General features: G+C 36.9%; 16 protein-coding genes. 9 read left to right on the plus strand and 7 right to left on the minus strand.

Annotated elements, in window-relative coordinates:
- Positions 1–266: 266 nt before the first annotated feature.
- The 5 genes from NY10_RS02955 (at position 267) to NY10_RS02975 (ending at position 3,314) form a co-directional block, all read left to right on the plus strand.
- Positions 267–701, plus strand: coding sequence for a MarR family winged helix-turn-helix transcriptional regulator (locus NY10_RS02955; protein WP_058918591.1), 435 nt, complete (start codon positions 267–269; stop codon positions 699–701).
- Between the two features lie 43 nt (positions 702–744).
- Entirely contained in the window at positions 745–1,059 is a 315-nt protein-coding gene (locus NY10_RS02960) for a hypothetical protein (protein ID WP_058918592.1), read from the plus strand.
- A 79-nt stretch (positions 1,060–1,138) separates the two neighbouring features.
- The gene (locus NY10_RS02965; RefSeq protein ID WP_058918593.1) at positions 1,139–1,669 is read left to right on the plus strand and encodes a type 1 glutamine amidotransferase domain-containing protein; all 531 of its coding nucleotides are present in this window, start codon (positions 1,139–1,141) and stop codon (positions 1,667–1,669) included.
- A 91-nt stretch (positions 1,670–1,760) separates the two neighbouring features.
- Positions 1,761–2,615 carry an LD-carboxypeptidase gene (locus NY10_RS02970; protein WP_058918594.1) on the plus strand — a complete coding sequence of 285 codons (855 nt, stop codon included), beginning with the start codon at positions 1,761–1,763 and terminating at the stop codon, positions 2,613–2,615.
- A gap of 108 nt (positions 2,616–2,723) precedes the next feature.
- A complete protein-coding gene (locus NY10_RS02975) occupies positions 2,724–3,314 on the plus strand; it encodes an ECF transporter S component (protein ID WP_058918595.1) in 591 nt (196 codons plus the stop codon).
- Between the two features lie 65 nt (positions 3,315–3,379).
- Here the strand turns inward: NY10_RS02975 and NY10_RS02980 are convergent, their stop codons facing one another.
- Positions 3,380–4,357 carry a diaminopimelate dehydrogenase gene (locus NY10_RS02980; RefSeq protein ID WP_058918596.1) on the minus strand — a complete coding sequence of 326 codons (978 nt, stop codon included), beginning with the start codon at positions 4,355–4,357 and terminating at the stop codon, positions 3,380–3,382.
- Positions 4,358–4,987: 630 nt separating this feature from the next.
- Here NY10_RS02980 and NY10_RS02985 point away from each other — a divergent pair.
- The 4 genes from NY10_RS02985 to thpR all read left to right on the plus strand — a co-directional run bounded on the left by NY10_RS02985 (position 4,988) and on the right by thpR (position 8,494).
- Positions 4,988–5,617, plus strand: a complete 630-nt coding sequence (locus NY10_RS02985; protein ID WP_058918597.1) for a YrrS family protein — start codon at positions 4,988–4,990, stop codon at positions 5,615–5,617.
- 210 nt (positions 5,618–5,827) lie between these two features.
- Positions 5,828–6,697 carry a KPN_02809 family neutral zinc metallopeptidase gene (gene ypfJ / locus NY10_RS02990; RefSeq protein WP_058920217.1) on the plus strand — a complete coding sequence of 290 codons (870 nt, stop codon included), beginning with the start codon at positions 5,828–5,830 and terminating at the stop codon, positions 6,695–6,697.
- Between the two features lie 22 nt (positions 6,698–6,719).
- Positions 6,720–7,925, plus strand: coding sequence for a YcjF family protein (locus NY10_RS02995; protein WP_058918598.1), 1,206 nt, complete (start codon positions 6,720–6,722; stop codon positions 7,923–7,925).
- Positions 7,910–8,494, plus strand: coding sequence for an RNA 2',3'-cyclic phosphodiesterase (gene thpR, locus NY10_RS03000; RefSeq protein ID WP_058918599.1), 585 nt, complete (start codon positions 7,910–7,912; stop codon positions 8,492–8,494). Before NY10_RS02995 ends, thpR begins: the two co-directional genes overlap by 16 nt.
- 905 nt (positions 8,495–9,399) lie before the next feature.
- Here the strand turns inward: thpR and NY10_RS03005 are convergent.
- The 6 genes from NY10_RS03005 to parE form a co-directional block, all read right to left on the minus strand.
- The gene (locus NY10_RS03005) at positions 9,400–10,329 is read right to left on the minus strand and encodes a manganese-dependent inorganic pyrophosphatase (protein WP_058918600.1); all 930 of its coding nucleotides are present in this window, start codon (positions 10,327–10,329) and stop codon (positions 9,400–9,402) included.
- 52 nt (positions 10,330–10,381) lie between these two features.
- Positions 10,382–11,329: a LysR family transcriptional regulator gene (locus NY10_RS03010; RefSeq protein ID WP_058918601.1), complete on the minus strand. Its 948-nt coding sequence runs from the start codon at positions 11,327–11,329 to the stop codon at positions 10,382–10,384.
- Between the two features lie 132 nt (positions 11,330–11,461).
- On the minus strand, positions 11,462–12,223 hold the full coding sequence (gene pflA / locus NY10_RS03015) for a pyruvate formate-lyase-activating protein (protein WP_058918602.1): 762 nt from the start codon (positions 12,221–12,223) through the stop codon (positions 11,462–11,464).
- A 101-nt stretch (positions 12,224–12,324) separates the two neighbouring features.
- Entirely contained in the window at positions 12,325–14,553 is a 2,229-nt protein-coding gene (pflB, locus tag NY10_RS03020) for a formate C-acetyltransferase (protein ID WP_058918603.1), read from the minus strand.
- A gap of 301 nt (positions 14,554–14,854) precedes the next feature.
- Positions 14,855–17,308 carry a DNA topoisomerase IV subunit A gene (parC, locus tag NY10_RS03025; RefSeq protein WP_058918604.1) on the minus strand — a complete coding sequence of 818 codons (2,454 nt, stop codon included), beginning with the start codon at positions 17,306–17,308 and terminating at the stop codon, positions 14,855–14,857.
- On the minus strand, positions 17,298–19,301 hold the full coding sequence (parE, locus tag NY10_RS03030; RefSeq protein WP_058918605.1) for a DNA topoisomerase IV subunit B: 2,004 nt from the start codon (positions 19,299–19,301) through the stop codon (positions 17,298–17,300). The genes parC and parE overlap by 11 nt, the downstream gene beginning before the upstream one ends.
- Between the last annotated feature and the right edge of the window lie 170 nt (positions 19,302–19,471).

Consider the following 19,471-nt stretch of genomic DNA (forward strand, 5'->3'; position numbering starts at 1 on the left):
ATAAGCAGAAAAAAATAAATGTAGTGTTTTTTAATCATTTTCATGAAAAGAAACAATAGCTTTTGTCTCTAAAAAAGACGAAGGCTATTGTTCTTTTTTAGTTTTCTTTCTCATTAGAATGCTCATACAAAAAAGCATAAAAAAGAATAAATAAAATGTCTAATTAAAAGCTTTCCCTTGTAATAGAGAGCTTTTTTCGTTATAGTTGTATTGTGCAACTGTATAAGTTGCACAATACAACTAGTTTGTTTTAAAGGAGTTCTTTTATGGCTGACTCTATTTCTGTACATGAATTGATGGGAGAGCTCAATCTCTTCCAGCATAAATATGCTTCCATTGAGCAGTCGATGCTCAAAAAAAACCAGCTTAACCGTTCTGCTTTTTTTATTATGCAACAGCTTATTGAACAACCACTAACGCTAACAGAATTGGTTCATATCACTTCATTAAATAAATCTACTTTAAGCAGGCAAGTAAATGACTTAGCCGAAAAAGGATGGGTTACAAAAACGCCCGAAAAAGACAAGCGGTTCATTCAGTTGATGCTTTCAAAAGAAGCTAAACAAAAAGTTCATACCGTTCAATTTGAAATCGAACATCAATTGACCCAAGTTTTCAGTTCTTGGCCAGATGAAGAAAAACAATTATTGATTATTTTGATTAGGCGTATCAATCGAAAAATTGAATTAGTGGTAAACTAATGAAAAATAATTTAAAAAAAGTAAGAAGACAGGAGGATAAAGCATGGATGAAAAAACGTTAGCAAACCTTCCCAAAGAAGAACTGGTCCAATTGATCATGGAACAAAGTTCCGCTTTAAGTTTAAACGAAAAGCAATTAGAAAGCGAAATAGAAGAAAACCGTTTCTTTAAAAGCTTAGGTTTTGTCGAAGGGTATCAAGACTACAGCGAGTACTTCATTTCATTTTTTGAAGACGAAAGTGAGGGAACAGCCAAAAAAGGCAGTATCTTCTTAGGACTCTTTAATGATTTTGTGCAAGATTATGGAACAGATGCTGTTTTAAATTTATTAGATCATTATATTGAAGACCATATTTGATCCAAATAAGCTTGATAGGTTTACAGACCTATCCTTTAATTGATACACTTACAGTATAATAAAGAATGGGGAGACGTTTATGACTTTAAAAAATAAAAGAATATTGGCTCTTGTCAGCGATGATTTTGAAGATTTAGAATTATGGTACCCTGTTTACCGGTTAAGAGAAGCAGGCGCAACGGTTGATTTAGTTGGTGAGAAAGCTAAGACCGTTTATACTGGAAAATATGGAGTTCCAGCAACATCTGATTATAGTTTTGATGAAATAAAAAAAGAAGAATATGATGGAATCTTGGTTCCTGGCGGTTGGTCCCCTGACAAACTAAGACGTTATCCCGCTGTTCTTGACTTCGTTCGTTATTTTGATCAAGAAAAGAAACCTATTGGCCAAATTTGTCACGCTGGCTGGGTATTGATTTCTGCTGGCATCTTAGATGGTGTCAATGTTACGAGTACACCAGGAATCAAAGATGATATGACGAATGCAGGTGCTACATGGCATGATGTTCCGGCAATTACAGATGGACACATCATTTCGAGTCGTAGACCGCCTGATCTTCCAGAGTACATGCAACAGTATATTGCGGCTTTTGAGAGCGGTACAAAGTAAATGAGTTCGAAGCAACAATCATTCAGTATGGTTGTTGCTTTTTTTATCTGCTTCACACGATTAAACAAGGATATAAAGGGGGACAAGGACGGTGTTGAAAAAGGGTGAGGAAATTGGATTGATCTGCTGTTCTAACGGGAAACCTCCTAAAGAAAAAGCTCACATCAAACAATTGGTTTATTTATTAGAGCAACAGTATGATTTAAACGTTTGTTTAGCATCGACTATTTATCAAAAAAAGAATACGGTTTTTAGCGGTACTCCTCAAGAACGAGGCGAAGCTTTAATGTTATTTTATACTGATCCTTCGATAAAAATGATTTTTGATTTATCTGGTGGTGACGTAGCTAATGAGATTCTTCCTTATCTTGACTATGAAGCTATAAATAAGGCCAACAAGCCATTTGTTGGATACAGCGACTTAACGGTCATCTTGAACGCTATCTACGCTCAGACAAGCTGTATAGGCTACAATTACCAGGTTTTACATCTTCTTGAAGTGGAAAAGCAACAAGAGCATTCTCGAAAAACTTTTATAGAACCTGTTTCTTTGATAGCATTTCATTATTGCTGGCTCACGTCTCCTATTCCTGTGACTGGTATTGCTGTCGGAGGCAATATCCGCTTCTTTTTGAAACTTGCCGGAACGCCCTATTGGCCAGAAATTACCAATAAAATCTTGTTTTTAGAAGCTAATGGTGGAAAGATAGAAAAAATTGCTGCTTATTTTGCTCAGCTAGATCAAACAGGAGCATTTAAAAATTGCGGTGCTATTTTATTGGGCCAGTTCACAACCATCCAAGCTGAAAAACAAACGGAACAGTTAGATGAATTGATTCGATTCTACGCGGAACAGTATGCCAAACCGGTACTTAAAACAGAGCAAATTGGACACTCAACCGATTCACTGCCTTTTCCGATAGGTAAAGAACTTTCTTTCGTTTAATTTCTAGAACAAAAGTACTTTGATTTTTGGTGCTATTCATTTCTAATTGTTGTAGAATAATCCTATGCTATCATTTTTATACTTGTGAAACAGAAAGAAGGGAAAACCATGTATCAAAACAAAAGAAAGGCTTATCATACGGCTATCTTAGGGATTTTATCAGCCATCATTATCATTCAAAACTTTGTGCCTCTATTAGGGTATATTCCGATCCCACCGTTAAATCCAACAATTATTCATATTACAGTAATTGTCGCCGCTCTAACACTCGGCACAAAAGACGGGATGATCATCGGCGGGGTGTGGGGTGTCAGCCGCTTAATAAAAGCTTTTATCGCTCCAGCTTCACCTTTAGACTTGTTGCTGTTTACTAATCCCATCATTTCTATTGTCCCACGTATTCTTGTCGGTTTTGTTGCAGGATATGTTTACCATTTGTTTAAGCAGAAAAAAGGGAAGGACTCTTTGGGAATGGTCGTTTCTTCGGTATTTGCTTCTTTGACAAATACCGTTTTAGTCTTATTTTTCATTTATGTGTTTTATAAAGACGATTACGCAACGGCTTTAAATGTGGATGTGGCCAATCTTGCCAAAGCGTTAGGTGCAATCGTGCTGACCAACGGTATTGCAGAAGCTGTTGCTGCAGCAATTATCGCACCTATTGTAGCTAGACCGTTAAAACGGTTTAGAACAAACTAAACAAAAGACCAGTAAAGAACCCTCTTCAAACGGAGTCAACTCTGTTTGAAGAGGGTTCTTTAAGTTTAAAGCAGCTCTTTTCTTAATTGTGCTGCAGATTTAGGAGAAAGATAAGCAGGCGGAACATCGAGTACACTTAATGCACCAGATTTGCCATCTTTTTTAAATTTATAAGCTGCGCGAGCATAGGCAACTAGAATAGATGAAGTAAATTCAGCATTACTTTCAAGTTCTAATTGAAACTCGGCTTTTTGTTTGTTTCCAGTAGCTGACGTTGCTGTCCGAATAACAAACCCGCCATGGGGCATTTTTTGGTGTTCTTCTTTAAATGTTTTTTCATCAATAAAGTGAACGGTCGTATCATATGGTTCAAAATAATCTGGCATGGTTTTAATCGTTTCTTCAATGAGGTTTTGATCTGAACCTGCTTCAGCAACTACATAACAAACGCGTTTATGTTTTTCTCGAGTAGAAAGTGTCGGGTTTGAGCCGCTTCTAACTTCTTCCAGAGCTGTTTCAACTGGAATAGTGTATTGCACGCCAAATTTAACACCATCAATACGACGGATAGCATCTGAGTGGCCTTGACTTAAACCTTTCCCCCAGAACGTATATGTTTCTCCAGCAGGTAAGATTGATTCAAATACTGCACGGTTTAATGAAAACAAACCCGGATCCCAGCCAACTGAAATAATGCTGATATTTTTACCAGCTTTTGCTGATTGATCCATTGTTTCAAAATATTCTGGAATTTGATTATGGTTATCGTAACTATCAATGGTTGAAAAATGTTTGGCTAAAGCTGGCCCTTGTCCTGGCAAGTCTGTCGCTGAACCTCCACATAAAATCAAGACATCCAAATCTTCTTGGTAGTCTAAAATATGATCCAAACTGATGGCTTTAAGTTTAGAATCGAGATCTTCAGGATTTCGTCTGGTAAAGACGGCAATTCCTTCCATGTCTGGAAACTCTTCAAGCGCTAATTCTACGCCTTTTCCGATGTTTCCATACCCGACTAAGCCGATACGAATTTTGTTTGTCATTTTACCACTCCATTCACATATCTTAAGCTAGTTGTTAATCTTCTAGCTCGTTCATTATAACGGATAAAATAAAAAAAAGAAAATCCCATTTGTTTCTACCAACAAAAAGAACTAATGTTCAGTATTAGTTTCAAAAAAAGATCAGCTATGGTATTATTGAAAATGTAGAAAAGTTTAAGACGGTGGCTATCTCTTATTAAAATGGGGTGATGCCGATGTTTTTGTTTCGGGCTTTCCCCAGAAAGGAAAACCCATGAGTATCTTCGAAGCCTTGATGTTTGCACTAGCTTTTGCAACATTGGTTTTAAAAATCTCATCTAATGACAAAAAAAAGTAACCGTCTAAACTTTAGCGAGTAGGACGATTACTTTTTGTTTCTTCTATTTGGCTACCGTCTTTAACGGTTCTGCAAAAGAGGGGAATGTTGACGCATTTCTCTCTTTTCTCTTGTATTATAACATGTTTCTATTTTTTTTCAAATACATTCTCTTTTTAGCCGTTACAATAAAACAACGGCACTTAAATATGTCTGTAATACTTGAGGTATGAAATTGTAATAAACTGCTAATATCAATACAAATAAGATATATGCTATTATGAGAGAGTCAAATAGAAAGGGAAGAGACTATTATGAAAAAACCAACTAAACCTACACGTGCAAATAAATTCGAAAAAAATCGGAAAATTGCTAGAATCATTACCCTGATTATTAGCGTTACGCTTATTCTTATGCTGGTTATTTTTGGCGCTTGGTTATTGGGCGGCAATAATTCAGCTTCAAACGAATCTATGAAAGAACTGTCAAGCAGTATGAACATGACCACTTCTTCGACAGAAAAGCCAGAAATGGAGTCGGAAAGCAGCCTTGCTTCAGAAAGTTCTGCTTCAGAAGAAGAAACCAAAGAAGAGTCAGAGGCCGTTGAAACAGAAGAAACAACGCCTTCTGATGATAATGTCCTATCAGCTGTTACAGGGGATTGGAAACCAATCGGTACTCAACAAGAAGGGGAACATGCTACTAATTACGATACTGGTTCTCAAGACCGGAATGAAATAAAACAAGCTGCTGCTTATGCTACAGGATTGGACGCTTCCGATATGATCGAATGGCGCATAGAAAATGACGGAGATCAAAAAGTTCTTGCAACGGTTTCGGATAGCAATCAAACTGAAACTTACCGCATTTATCTGTCTTGGGTCGATAATCAAGGATGGCAACCAACAAAAGTTGAACAATTAAAAGTAAACGATAAAAACTAACGGCGGTTTATTAAATTAAGCTAAATGACCAGATTGTTAACTGTAGGAGGCTTCCTATGGTTAGCAATCTTTTTGTTTTTAAAAACATTGCTACACAAAATCTGCTTAGAAGGTTTCGCTTCTCGTTTTAAAGCAGAAAATGGTATCATTATTTTGTCTAGATCGCTTTATACGATTAAAATTTTTATTGCTTTTGGAGGAGGAATGAATATGCGGTGGAAAGACAGAAGAAAAAGCAGCAACATCGAAGATAGAAGAGGAAGCAGCATTAGCGGTGGTACACTTGTAGGCGGAGGCATCAGCGGTCTCATCATTTTATTGGTATTCACTTTTTTAGGAGGCGGTGATTTAGGTGATTTCCTTACTAACACTGCATCGCAAATAGGCGGAAATACTGCCACTGCCCCTTACCAAGAAACGGAAACAGAAGGCGAAAGAGCAGATTTCGTATCTGTTGTACTTGCAGATACAGAAGACGTATGGTCGAGTGTTTTTCAAGAATATGGGTATACTTATGAAGAACCTACTTTAGTTCTTTTTTCTGATTCTGTTCAATCTGCCTGTGGAGTAGCGGGTTCTTCAACAGGACCATTTTATTGTCCGGCAGATGCTAATGTATATATTGATTTAAGCTTCTATGACGAATTAAGTCAACAGTTTGATGCCCCTGGCGATTTCGCCATGGCTTATGTCGTTGCTCATGAAGTAGGACACCATGTTCAAACACAACTTGGCATAACCGATCAGCTAGCTGAGTTGCGTGGAAAGATAAGCGAAAGTGAATACAATCAGTATCAAGTACGTTTTGAATTACAAGCAGATTATTTAGCAGGGGTTTGGGCAAACCACGCTCAGAGCCTAGGCTATTTAGAAGAGGGCGATTACGAAGAAGCTATCAACGCAGCCAGTGCTGTAGGGGATGATCGTATTCAATTACAAGCACAAGGATATATTGTCCCTGAAAGTTTTACCCACGGGACTTCTCAGCAAAGAATGAGTTGGTTTAAACGAGGATTTGAATCTGGAAACCTGGAAGACGGTGACACTTTTAGCGAAGGAGATTCTTTTGATCTTCCTTAAAAAATAAAAAATGGAGGTTACTATGAAAAATATAGAAAAGAACTTTACTATTGTAGAAGACATTATAAATAAGACCGAAACTGAAATTAAAAAAATGAAACCCGTCAATATATTGCTAGTCGGCAAGACGGGGGTAGGAAAGAGCACATTAATCAATCAAGTATTTCGTGAAAATTTAGCCAAAACCGGAATTGGCAGACCCATCACTAAACATTTAAGAAGAATTTCTAAAGAGGGGATACCCATTGTTTTATACGATACACGTGGATTAGAACTTAATCTTGAAGTTCAAAAAGAAGTTCAAAAAGAAATTTTTTCTACGATTTCTGAAGGAAAGCAAAAGAACAATGAAGAAAAAATTCATTTAGTTTACTATTGTATCAATGCTAATTCTTCTAGAATCGAACCGCTGGAATTAGAGTTGATTAAAAAGTTAAGTGAAGAAGTACCAGTATTAGTTGTTTTGACACAGTCCATTGGCGAGCCGGCAAAAGAACTTAAAACCTATATCGAAAATTTAAATTTAAAGATCTATGGTGTTATTAACGTCATGGCTAAAGAATTTTCTATTTCTGAAGAGCTTTCAATTCCTGCTTTTGGATTAAAAGAGTTAATTGGACGGAGTTTTGAAATTATTCCTGAAGAGCAAAAGAAAGCTTTTAACAATGCCCAACAAGTAGATATTGATCGTAAAGCAAAATCTGCTCGTAGTTGGGCGACCAAGTATATTGCCACTTCTTTTGGTATTGGTTTCGTTCCGATTCCTTTTTCAGATGCGTCTGTTTTAGTTCCGATGCAAGTAACATTGTTAGCTCATATCACTGCGATTTTTGGAATTTCAATGGATAAAGCTACTATAGCTAGTTTGGTAGCCGCTATCGGGGGAACTGGGGGAGCAACTTATGCTGGTAAGTACATTGTATCCAATGTCATCAAATTGATTCCAGGCGTTGGAACAATTGTTGGTGGACTGATCAGCGGCACAACGGCTTCAATTATGACTACAGCACTAGCATTGAGCTACATTGAGGTTATGACGATTATTGCTAAAGGAGAAAAAGAAGGAAAATACCCTGACTTAAAGAATATCGAAAAGTTAATGCGGGATAAATTTGAAGAACGGTTAAAAAAAGGGAAGTCAGTTTCAAGTAATAACAAAGAGCTTTCTGAAAATAACCTTGAACAACAAAAAACGAAGAAGAAATGGTGGCCATGGAAAAAGAAATAAGAGACAGCAACAGTAATTCTTTCAATAAACGTGTTTTTATTGGACTTGAAATGGATCAAGTGAAAGAAGAATTGACGGACATACAAAATCAATTAAGACCTTATACTGAAAAAGGAAAATTTATTTCTAAGGATAATCTCCATTTGACCCTTCAGTTTATCGGAGAAATTAAAGATAGCGACTTGCAACCTTTAAAAGAGATGATTACTGCATCAGCCGAAACAATTGAGCCTTTTTACCTAACATTTGATCACCTGGGGCAATTTACAAAGAAGAAAAGACAAGTGATTTGGACAGGGATAGAGAATAACCCTACCTTATTTGATTTGTATACTCGGCTGCAACAGACTTTTCAAGAAAACCAACGGTTAAAAATAAAAAAAACAGCATTTTTGCCTCATATTACAATTGGAAGAAAAATGCTTCTAACTGCACCCATAAAAGAAATAGAACCAAAATTAAGCTGGCCAAAAGTCAATACTGTTGAAGTCACTAAGGTTGTTTTATACGAGAGCAAACAAATTAATGAAACATTGCGTTACTTGCCAATTTTTGAACAGCTATTGTGAACCCCTCTCTTTTCATTGCCCTGTTTTAAGAGGGGGGTTCGCTGCTTTTATGGTTAAAAAGAGAGCAGGGAACAAAGAAGGAGGTTAAATAAGCTGTTTTTTTGCCCAATAAATGAAAAGGCTTTCCAGGGTGCTTAAATCAAAGAATTTCAATGCGTAAACCTCATTTGGTTAGCAAATAAACTGATTTTTTGATTCATTAAAGCTCTTTAAAGGAAGTTTCACCACAAAAAAAGAATTGCATTGCTTTAATGAACCTGGTTTTTCAAAATAACCATTTATCCTTAAATACAATAAACAAATCCAATTATTTAGAATTTTATATAAAATTGAATCGAATAAAGTCGTTTTTTACGGATACGATCAAATTAATTTAAATTATTAGGTAATCAATTTAAAAATAATTTTTATTTTCTAATGTATAAATAATTTTAGCGAGCGAATAAAAAGATCTAAAAAAAATACTCTAAATATAAATATAATGATCATAAGTTAGTATAAAATATTCCGCTAGAGATCATAATTAATCATAGAAATATTTTTATTCGGTAAGAAATATAAAAACTGCAACTGAATGATTAAATGATTTAAAAAATAGAAAACGAACCAAAAAGAGAGGATAACTGATAAATGTTTTGGAACCTATATAAGGCAGTAATTTCGATTTTTCTTAGTTTACATAATATATATTATACAGAGTAGTTAACTTGCTTAAAAAGCGGACTTCTATCAAAATATCTGCTTTTTAGGACGATTTTAAGCTCGTTTCAAGTTCTTTCTATGACCGTATGTCTTTAAACGACTTTAAAATAGTTTTAAACCATTCTAAGTTTCATTTGATAGGATTTTATATACAAAAACGGATCAAACCTATTATCAGCTTGATCCGTTTTCGTATTCATCTTTTATTTCGTTAACGCTGCTGTTAATTGTGGCACGATTTGTTTCTTACGTGAAACCACTCCTTTTAATACAGCTTTGTTGTTTTCTAATGTAACATTGAAAGCTTCTTCTACAGCTTCAATAGGATTTCCTACAGCCAACACAACTGAATCGCTATCTAAAATATTGGTTACCACTAAAACAAACAAATCATATTGTTCTGCTTCGTTGGTTTGTAACATGGCTGTTTCTAATTCAGCTTGTTTAGAGAATACGTCGTTTACATCAACAACATTCACTTGAGCTACTCGAACTTGTTTATCTCCCATTGGAAAACTTTTAGCGTCCATATCAATCAGTTCAATTGCTGATTTCTCACTTAAATCAGTACCAGCTTTTAACATTTCTAAGCCATACTCATTAACATCGACTTTCGCAATTTCTGCAAGCTCTTTAGCTGCTTGGATGTCTTCTTCTGTACACGTTGGCGATTTGAATAATAAGCTATCTGATACGATAGCTGATAACATCAACCCCGCCAATGCTGCAGGTATTTCAATATTGTTTTCTTTGTATAATTTCAACATGATCGTGTTTGTACACCCTACAGGTTCAGCACGGTAATACAAAGGATTAGCGGTCTCAAAATTAGCAATACGGTGGTGATCGACCACTGCTAAGATCTCAACATCGCGAATGTCTGACACACTTTGCTGAAATTCGTTATGATCAACTAACATAACTTTATCGGTTTCATTTGCTACTGTTTCAACAACACGCGGAGCTTCAAATTTAAAATAATCTAAGGCATGACGTGTCTCTTCGCCTACTTCTCCTAATGCTACTGCCTCAGCTTCTACCCCTAATTGATTTTGCAGATAAGCAAATGAAATAGCAGATGCGATCGCATCTGTATCTGGATTTTTGTGACCAAAAATTAATACTTTACTCATATATAATAACGCTCCTTTACTCTTTTAACTCTATTTTCTATTATCAACTAATTTAGGTTTTTAGTCTAGTAGAATAATCTACTTCTTTTAAATAATGATCAAAATCTTCTAAAAAATGTTTGATTCGCGGAATCAACTCTTTATCATGTCGGTAAACAAAAGATAATTGAAAAACGATGGGCGGTTCGAACGATAATGCTCTAGCAGACATTTTATCTTGATTGGCACGTACAAATGATTTAGGCAATGCAGTAAAGCTTTTTGTAGCTTCGCTAAATTCATACAATTGTTCCGGGGTCGTAAAAAAGCCAGAAATTGAAGGCCAGTCAGACAACTGGTTTTTAAAGGTCTCACGAAGTAAATCATTGATATAATATGTATCAGGATAAACGGACCATGGATGATTGGTCGTTTGACTTAACATGATGGTTTCTTGATCAGCCAATTCTTCTTTATGGTGTAAAAAAAGCAGTTCTTCATCAATAATTTTTCGTGAAGAATATGGTTTCCAATTTACTATCTTTTGATCGGGTAAATACATAATGGCTAAATCGATTTTGTTGTTTTCTAATTTATGCCAGATTTCGTCACGAGTCAGCATATAAAGCGTTACTTTGATTCCGGGATTTTCCTTAAAATAATACATGATAAACTGCATAAATATTTTATCTTCAATAGAAGACAATAAGCCTAACTTAACATCGCCTTGGTTAGAATTCGTTGTTTTTTGTATCTCGTTAGAGGCATTATTTAAGATCGTATAAATAGAGTGCGTTGTCCGCAGCATAGTCTGCCCTGCTTCAGTCATATATAACTTTTTTCCAATAGAATAGAATAACGGCGCATCAATTGAGCGCTCAATCTTTTTAATTTGTTGGGTTAAGGCTGGTTGTGAGATCCCTAAAATGTGAGCTGCTTTTGTGTAGTTCATGGTTTCAGCTAGCTGCAAAAAGTAATCCAATGTTTTTGAAGAAAAAATAGATACCTTTTTCTGATCCATATTATTAACGTCACCTCTTTCATTATAACCAGTTTCTTATGCAAATAGTTACTCTCATTCTAATAAACAAATAGAAAAAGAGCAACTAAAAATTGCTCTTCCTTTGTTTCGTGTCATAAATTCACTTAAGCACTATACCGTTTGATGCAGGGTATACTCATCCACATGTAAGAGTCGTTTGGCATTTTCTACGCGTTCTGCAGTTGGCGGTTCGATGTGTTCTAATTTGTAGGGGATATTCAATGCCGCATATTTATAAACCCCTAATTTATGATAAGGCAGGATTTCAACTTTAAGGACATTGCCCAAAGATTTGATGAATTCATCTAAACGCACCAAATCTTCATCCACATCTGATCGTTCTGGGACTAAGACATGCCTGATCCAAACCGGTTTTTTTATATCCGATAAATAACGCGCCATATTTAAAATGTTTTTATTCGACATCATTGTTAACTTTTTATGTTTTTCGTCATCGATGTGCTTGATATCGAATAAGAGTAAGTCTGTGTATTTCATCAATTCTTCAAAACGGCTAAAAAAAGGATCATCATACGTAAAAGGTTGACCACATGTATCAAGCGTTGTATGAACGCCTTCAGCTTGAGCTTTTTTAAAAAGTTCAATTAGAAAATCAATGTGCAGCAGTGGTTCCCCTCCGCTAATGGTGATTCCGCCCTTTTCTCCCCAATATTCACGATAAGCTAATGCCTCTTCGAGTAATTCATCGGCAGTGTAAGGTGTCCCTCCTCCCATATTCCAAGTATCTGGGTTATGGCAAAATTCACAACGCATACGACAGCCTTGCATAAAAGCGATAAAACGGATTCCAGGACCATCTACTGATCCAAAGCTTTCTGTTGAATGCACATAACCGGTAGTTAAATCCCTCATGATAAAACCTCCTTTATTTTAGAAGGCACACTTTCTTTTTTATAAAGAAAGTGTGCCAGACATACATTATTTTCTAAAAAGTATAACATCAACGTTTATTTTTACATACTGCCGTGCATCGTACGGTTGATAACATCCATCTGTTGCTCACGCGTTAGCTTAATGAAGTTTACAGCGTAGCCAGAGACACGGATCGTTAATTGCGGGTAATCTTCCGGATGGTCCATAGCATCTAACAGCGTTTCTCGATTAAAGACATTCACGTTTAGATGATGCCCGCCTTTTTTTACGTAGCCGTCTAACATATTTGCTAGATTTGATTGTTGAACCTCATCTTCTTTCCCTAATGCTTTAGGAATAATCGAGAACGTATTTGAAATGCCGTCTAAAGAGTAACGATAAGGTATTTTAGCCACTGAATTTAAACTTGCTAATGCTCCATGTGTATCACGCCCGTGCATAGGATTCGCACCAGGAGCAAAAGGTTCCCCTGCACGACGTCCATCAGGAGTGTTTCCAGTCTTTTTACCGTAAACGACATTTGATGTGATTGTTAAAATAGATGTTGTGTGTGTTGCTCCCCGATATGTGGGGTGTTTTTTTACTTTTGACATAAATGTTTTTAATAACCAGATGCCAATATCATCTGCACGATTATCATTATTGCCAAATTTAGGGTAGTCCCCTTCAATTTCATAATCAGTGACTAAGCCGTTTTCGTCGCGAATAGCTTTGACTTTAGCGTATTTAATAGCTGATAAGGAATCAATGACTACAGAGAACCCAGCAATACCAGTCGCCATAGTTCTCATTACTTCGCTATCGTGTAAGGCCATTTCAATGCGCTCATAAGAGTATTTATCATGCATGTAATGAATGATATTCAATGTGTTCAAATACAAACCAGCGATCCATTCCATCATTGCATCATATTTTTCCATTACTTCGTCATAGTCTAAATACTCTGAAGTGATCGGCTGATATTTAGGCCCGATTTGAACTTTTAGTTTTTCATCTACCCCGCCGTTGATTGCGTATAATAAGGTTTTTGCTAAGTTAGCACGAGCGCCAAAAAACTGCATCTGTTTGCCGATCCGCATAGCAGAAACACAGCACGCAATCCCATAATCGTCTCCCCATTCAAGTCGCATAACGTCATCGTTTTCATATTGGATGGCACTGGAAGCGATTGAAACTTTTGCACAATACTTTTTAAAGTTTTCCGGCAAACGCGTTGACCAAAGTACCGTCAAGTTAGGTTCAGGTGCAGGTCCTAAGTTCGTTAAACTGTGTAAGAAACGATAACTATTCTTGGTGACGAGATGACGTCCATCTTCTCCTACGCCACCAATTGATTCGGTAACCCAAGTAGGATCGCCAGAAAATAAATCATTGTAGTCTGGAGTCCGAGAAAATTTAACTAAGCGAAGCTTCATAATAAAGTGATCAACAATTTCTTGTGCTTCAACTTCAGTTAACGTTCCATTAGCGAGATCACGTTCGATATAAACATCCAAGAAAGTAGAAGTCCGTCCCAATGACATAGCAGCACCATTTTGTTCTTTGACCGCTGCTAAGTAGCCTAAATACAACCATTGGAAAGCTTCAATGGCTGTTGAAGCGGGTTGGGAAATGTCAAATCCATAGATATGTCCTAACTCTTTCAATTCGATCAAAGCTCTGATTTGTTCATTTAATTCTTCACGGTCGCGTATCACATTTTCACTCATAGTACCGTATCCTGTATTAGCTAAATCGCTTTTTTTCTCAGCAATCAAACGATCTACGCCATATAAAGCCACTCTGCGGTAATCTCCAATGATTCTTCCGCGTCCATAAGCATCCGGGAGACCTGTAATGATGCCGCTGCGGCGAGCAGCACGGATTTCTGGAGTATAGGCATCAAATACACCTTGATTGTGTGTTTTACGATAATCGCGAAAAATGTGTGAAACTTCAGGATCAATGCTAAATCCATAAGATTCAGCTGATTGTTCGCTCATGCGAATACCTCCAAACGGCTGCAATCCTCGTTTAAAAGGTTTTTCAGTTTGAAATCCAGTTATTTTTTCAAATTCTTTATTCAAATAGCCTGCAGCATGAGAAGTGATCGTGGAAACCACCTTAGTATCCATGTCCAATACCCCGCCTGCTTCGCGTTCAGCTTTGTTTAATTCCATCACCTGTTTCCATAATGCAGCGGTAGCCTCAGTAGAACCCTCTAAAAATTCGTCAGTACCGTCATAAGGCTGATAGTTTTGTTGTATAAACTCACGTACGTCAATTTCTTCTTTCCATACTTTCCCTTTAAACCCTTGCCATTGTTCCATTATAAGTGAACCTCCTTATAAATTAAAATATTTATGTAACAGCTTTTACATGCTCAGTATAACACAAGTTAAAAATAAAACAATCTTATTAACGCTATATTCCATAGTATTTTATAATTAAAACATATTTTTGTTTAAATTTCCTTTAGAATAAACGTTCATTAAACTGCAGATGGTTTATTTGTTTATGTTGGTTATTTCACAAAAATATTTTCTAAATACTTCTGTACTAGTATACGCGACTTTTATCCGCTCGTTGTAGTACAAAAAAAGAGTGCGAATCTCTTCGCACTCTTTTTTTCTATTCTTTTATTTCATAGACAACTTTTTTGTGTACATCAACAGGTGCTCCATCGGTAGCTTCATCCAAAATAAATGAACCATTTGAATAGCGATCGCTAATTTGATAACTCGTACTAGATAAATCGAACGCGTTATCTTTTTCAGTTAAAATAATGTATTCCTGATTTTTTTCACCATCTAATAAAAAGGCAACTCGATGAGGATTGTTTTTCAATTCTCTCAATACCAATAAGCCACGTTTGGCTCGTCCTAATGAATCAAAATCATGGATATTCATTTTCTTAACAGAACCACGTTGAGTAACAAGAATGACTTCTGTCTTAGGGGCTTCCGCTTCAAATAATATCCCGTTAACAACATAATCGCCATCTTTAAGATTGATGGATTTTACTCCTCCTGCTTTCGCTCCGACTATCGGAACCTCAGCCAGTGGGTAGCGTAAGCCAAAACCACGATGAGTAACTAAAAAGACATCTTGTCCTGTTTGATCTTCAGTGTAAATGACATTAACGATAGCATCTGAATCTGTTTTCAGCTTCATAGCTACGAACGATTTTGTTCGATAACTGCGGCCAACCACGAAATCTGCTGCGCTCGTTTGTTTAATAAACCCTTCTTCGCTTATCAAGGTAAAGGTCGCAGACGGATTAAAGTCTTTTAAGGCAAATGCCTTAAGAACCATTTCGTCTGTCTCAAAGGTGATATTTTGAGAGAGGTGTTCTCCGATATCTTTCCATCTTAATTCTGTCAATTCATGAACTGGCCGGTAAATGATATTCCCTTTAGTAGTGAAAAGCAGGAGATGGTTTAATGTATTCATCTGTTCAATGAAAATTGGATAATCACCTTCACGCATTCCAATTTCTTCAGGTTTCGAAGCTCCATAGGAACGCAAGCTGGTTCGCTTGATATACCCTTCTTTTGTCACGGAAACAATCACTTCTTCTTGAGCTACAAGCACTTCCGTCTCCACTTTTAACTCTTCAATTTCATTCTCAATGACTGTCCGACGCGGGCTGCCATACTTTTTCTTAATCTCAGCTAACTCTTGTTTCATCACGCGTCTCATCTCAGCTGGACTCGTTAATATTTTTTTGAAAGAAGCAATGGCTTTGCTCAAAGCATCTGCTTCACTTTCCAGCGCTGTAATATCCGTATTGGTCAATCGGTACAGTTGCAAAGAAACAATTGCCTCGGCTTGTGCTTCAGTAAAGTCAAATTGCTCAATGATATTATCTTTTGCATTCTTCTTATCCTTACTGTTTCGAATCGCACTGATAACTTGATCTAAAATAGAAAGTGCTTTGATCAAACCGACGACGATATGAGATCTGCTTTCAGCTTTTCTTAGATTAAAATTGGTGCGTCGTGTAATGATTTCCCGTTGGTGTTCAAGATACGCTTCTAGCATCCGAGAAATGCCTACTTGTTTCGGTCGTTTTTGGTCAATAGCTACCATATTAAAATTATATGAAACTTGTAAATCGGTGTTTTTCAATAGGTAAGTTAATATTCCGTTAGCGTTCGCTTCTTTTTTCAATTCTACAACGATTTGTAATCCGGTACGATCCGATTCGTCTCGAACCTCAGCAATACCATCCACTCGTTTGTTGATCCGGATTTCATCCATTTTCCGGACTAATACAGCTTTATTGACTTCATAAGGAATTTCGTTGATAACAATTTGTTGTTTTCCGCCTCTTAAATCTTCAATACGCGTTTTTGAACGGACAACGACTTTTCCTTTTCCGGTTTCATAAGCTTTTTTAATCCCGCTTAGCCCTTGCAAAATACCGCCTGTAGGGAAATCTGGTCCTTTTAAGTAAACCATTAAGTCAGATACCTTTGCATTCGGATGATCTATTAAGTGCATCGTTGCATCAATGACTTCACTTAAGTTATGCGGAGGGATATCGGTTGCATATCCTGCTGAGATTCCTGTTGCACCATTGACTAGCAAATTAGGATAGCGAACAGGTAAAACAGTCGGTTCCTCATCTGTATCGTCAAAGTTTAAAACAAAATCAACAGTTTCTTTCTCGATATCGCGTAAGAGTTCTTCCGCAATTTTAGATAAACGAGCTTCTGTATACCGCATTGCTGCTGGCGGGTCACCGTCCATACTTCCGTTGTTTCCATGCATTTCAACCAGTTCTTCACGTAGTTTCCAGTCTTGACTCAACCGCACCATCGCTTCATATACACTGCTATCTCCATGCGGATGATAATTCCCGATAACGTTTCCGACTGTCTTAGCCGATTTCCGAAAGCCTTTTTCAGAAGTGTTGCCTTCTACGTTCATGGCATATAAAATTCGACGTTGAACCGGTTTTAAACCATCACGAATATCTGGGAGAGCACGTTCCTGGATAATGTATTTTGAGTAACGTCCAAAGCGGTCTCCCATAACTTCTTCAAGAGTCAGTTCTTGAATGTCCGCTCTATTCTCCATCTACAGCACTTCCTTCATTTTCTAATTCCGATGTTTCCATAAGTTGATCATTGTCTAAAATACTGCTGCCTTCTTCTAGTGAGAATTCAACATGAGATTCGATCCATTTGCGTCGAGGTTCAACCTTATCTCCCATCAAAACAGAAACACGTCGTTCTGCTTGTGCAGCATCATCGATTCTAACACGAATGAGGGTTCGAGTCTCAGGATCCATTGTCGTATCCCATAGCTGATCCGCATTCATCTCACCTAACCCTTTATAACGCTGTAAAATGTAATTTTTACCAAATTTTTTCGTTACGTCTACTAATTCATCATCCGTCCAAGCGTAGGCTATCTTTTCTTTTTTACCGATTCCTCTTGATAGTTTATATAATGGAGGTAAAGCTAAATAGATTTTACCCGCTTCAATCAACGGTTTCATGTACCGATAAAAGAAGGTCAGCAACAGCACCTGAATATGGGCCCCATCGGTATCTGCATCGGTCATAATAATGATTTTATCGTAATTACAGGCTTCTATATCAAATTCAGGCCCAACCCCGGCACCGATCGTATAAATCATCGTATTGATTTCTTCATTTTTCATGATGTCTTGTAATTTAGCTTTTTCAGTATTGATAACTTTTCCACGCAACGGTAAAATAGCTTGGAACTTACGATCACGTCCTTGTTTAGCTGATCCACCTGCAGAATCTCCCTCAACGAGGTACAATTCATTACGTTTAGCATTTTTACTTTGCGCCGGCGTCAATTTACCTGATAACAATGACTCATTTTTTCTGCGTTTTTTCCCGTTTCGGCTTTCTTCACGGGCTTTTCTGGCAGCGTCTCGAGCTTCTCGCGCGGTAAGAGCTTTACGAATGAGCTGTTGGCTCATTTCACCGTTCTCTATCAAATAGAAACCCATTTGTTCGCTGATGACCGCATCTACGGCTCCACGAGCTTGTGCCGTCCCTAATTTGCTTTTGGTTTGACCTTCAAATTGCAATAAATTTTCAGGAATACGAACAGAAATGATCGCGGCTAACCCTTCTCGAAAGTCACTGCCTTCAAGATTTTTTTCTTTCTCTTTTAACAGATTTACTTTACGGGCATATTCATTAAATGTTTTAGTTAAAGCCGTCTTCATACTTGATTCATGTGTTCCACCGTCTTTGGTTCTCACGTTGTTAACAAACGATAAAATGTTTTCTGAATAGCCGTCATTGTATTGGAACGAAAACTCCACTTCCATACTGTTGCTCTCTCCTGAAAAATAAGCAACTGGTGTTAAAGTATCTTTATCTTCATTTAAATAAGCGACAAATTCTTTGATTCCTTCTTCATAATGGAAAACGTCAGATTTATCGTTTCGCTCGTCAATCAGTTCAATCCGCAAATTTTTCAAAAGAAAAGCTGATTCTCGCAGCCTTTCTGATAAGACATCATAAGAGTAATTAACGGTAGAAAAGATTGTCGCATCTGGTTTAAAATGAACCGTTGTTCCGTTTTTTCCGCGATTGTTTTTCTTCTTTGTTAATGTTCCTTTTGGTTTTCCGCCGTTTACGAAATGTTGTTGGTACTCTGTGCCATCTCGAATGACAGTAACGGTCAGCCACTCAGAAAGTGCATTAACCACACTTGCACCTACACCATGTAAACCACCCGATGTTTTATAACCGCCTTCTTGTCCAAACTTCCCACCGGCATGCAGCACAGTAAATATAACTTGGATCGTCGAAACGCCTGAAGAATGCATTCCAACTGGCATTCCGCGTCCATTGTCTTTTATACTAACACTATCGTCTTTGTGTAAAGTAACGATTATTTCATTACCGTAGCCAGATAAAGCTTCATCTACGGAATTATCAACAATCTCATATACTAAATGATGCAAACCTCTAGTATCTGTTGACCCAATATACATTCCCGGCCTTTTACGGACAGCATCTAATCCTTCAAGAACTTGAATGGATTCATCGTTGTATTCTACTTTTATTTTTTTTGGCATTAAAAAAACTCCTTAACCATTATTACGAGTTACTTAGTGCGTTAATTAAAACTTACCTCAAAAAAATCCTTTTTCAAGTGCACAATTAAAAAGCTCACTTCGTATTCATCCGTTTATTTATCTAAGCATCTATTCAATAATACTCTATCTAACAACGATTGAAAAGAAAA

Source organism: Carnobacterium sp. CP1, from assembly GCF_001483965.1.
Classification (GTDB): Bacteria; Bacillota; Bacilli; order Lactobacillales; family Carnobacteriaceae; genus Carnobacterium_A; species Carnobacterium_A antarcticum.

Coding starts and splice junctions, on each gene's coding strand:
- NY10_RS02955 (WP_058918591.1), top strand. CDS start 267: ATGGCTGACTCTATTTCTGTACATGAATTGATGGGAGAGCTCAATCTC.
- NY10_RS02960 (WP_058918592.1), top strand. CDS start 745: ATGGATGAAAAAACGTTAGCAAACCTTCCCAAAGAAGAACTGGTCCAA.
- NY10_RS02965 (WP_058918593.1), top strand. CDS start 1,139: ATGACTTTAAAAAATAAAAGAATATTGGCTCTTGTCAGCGATGATTTT.
- NY10_RS02975 (WP_058918595.1), top strand. CDS start 2,724: ATGTATCAAAACAAAAGAAAGGCTTATCATACGGCTATCTTAGGGATT.
- NY10_RS02980 (WP_058918596.1), bottom strand. CDS start 4,357: ATGACAAACAAAATTCGTATCGGCTTAGTCGGGTATGGAAACATCGGA.
- NY10_RS02985 (WP_058918597.1), top strand. CDS start 4,988: ATGAAAAAACCAACTAAACCTACACGTGCAAATAAATTCGAAAAAAAT.
- ypfJ (WP_058920217.1), top strand. CDS start 5,828: ATGCGGTGGAAAGACAGAAGAAAAAGCAGCAACATCGAAGATAGAAGA.
- NY10_RS02995 (WP_058918598.1), top strand. CDS start 6,720: ATGAAAAATATAGAAAAGAACTTTACTATTGTAGAAGACATTATAAAT.
- thpR (WP_058918599.1), top strand. CDS start 7,910: ATGGAAAAAGAAATAAGAGACAGCAACAGTAATTCTTTCAATAAACGT.
- NY10_RS03005 (WP_058918600.1), bottom strand. CDS start 10,329: ATGAGTAAAGTATTAATTTTTGGTCACAAAAATCCAGATACAGATGCG.
- NY10_RS03010 (WP_058918601.1), bottom strand. CDS start 11,329: ATGGATCAGAAAAAGGTATCTATTTTTTCTTCAAAAACATTGGATTAC.
- pflA (WP_058918602.1), bottom strand. CDS start 12,223: ATGAGGGATTTAACTACCGGTTATGTGCATTCAACAGAAAGCTTTGGA.
- pflB (WP_058918603.1), bottom strand. CDS start 14,553: ATGGAACAATGGCAAGGGTTTAAAGGGAAAGTATGGAAAGAAGAAATT.
- parC (WP_058918604.1), bottom strand. CDS start 17,308: ATGGAGAATAGAGCGGACATTCAAGAACTGACTCTTGAAGAAGTTATG.
- parE (WP_058918605.1), bottom strand. CDS start 19,301: ATGCCAAAAAAAATAAAAGTAGAATACAACGATGAATCCATTCAAGTT.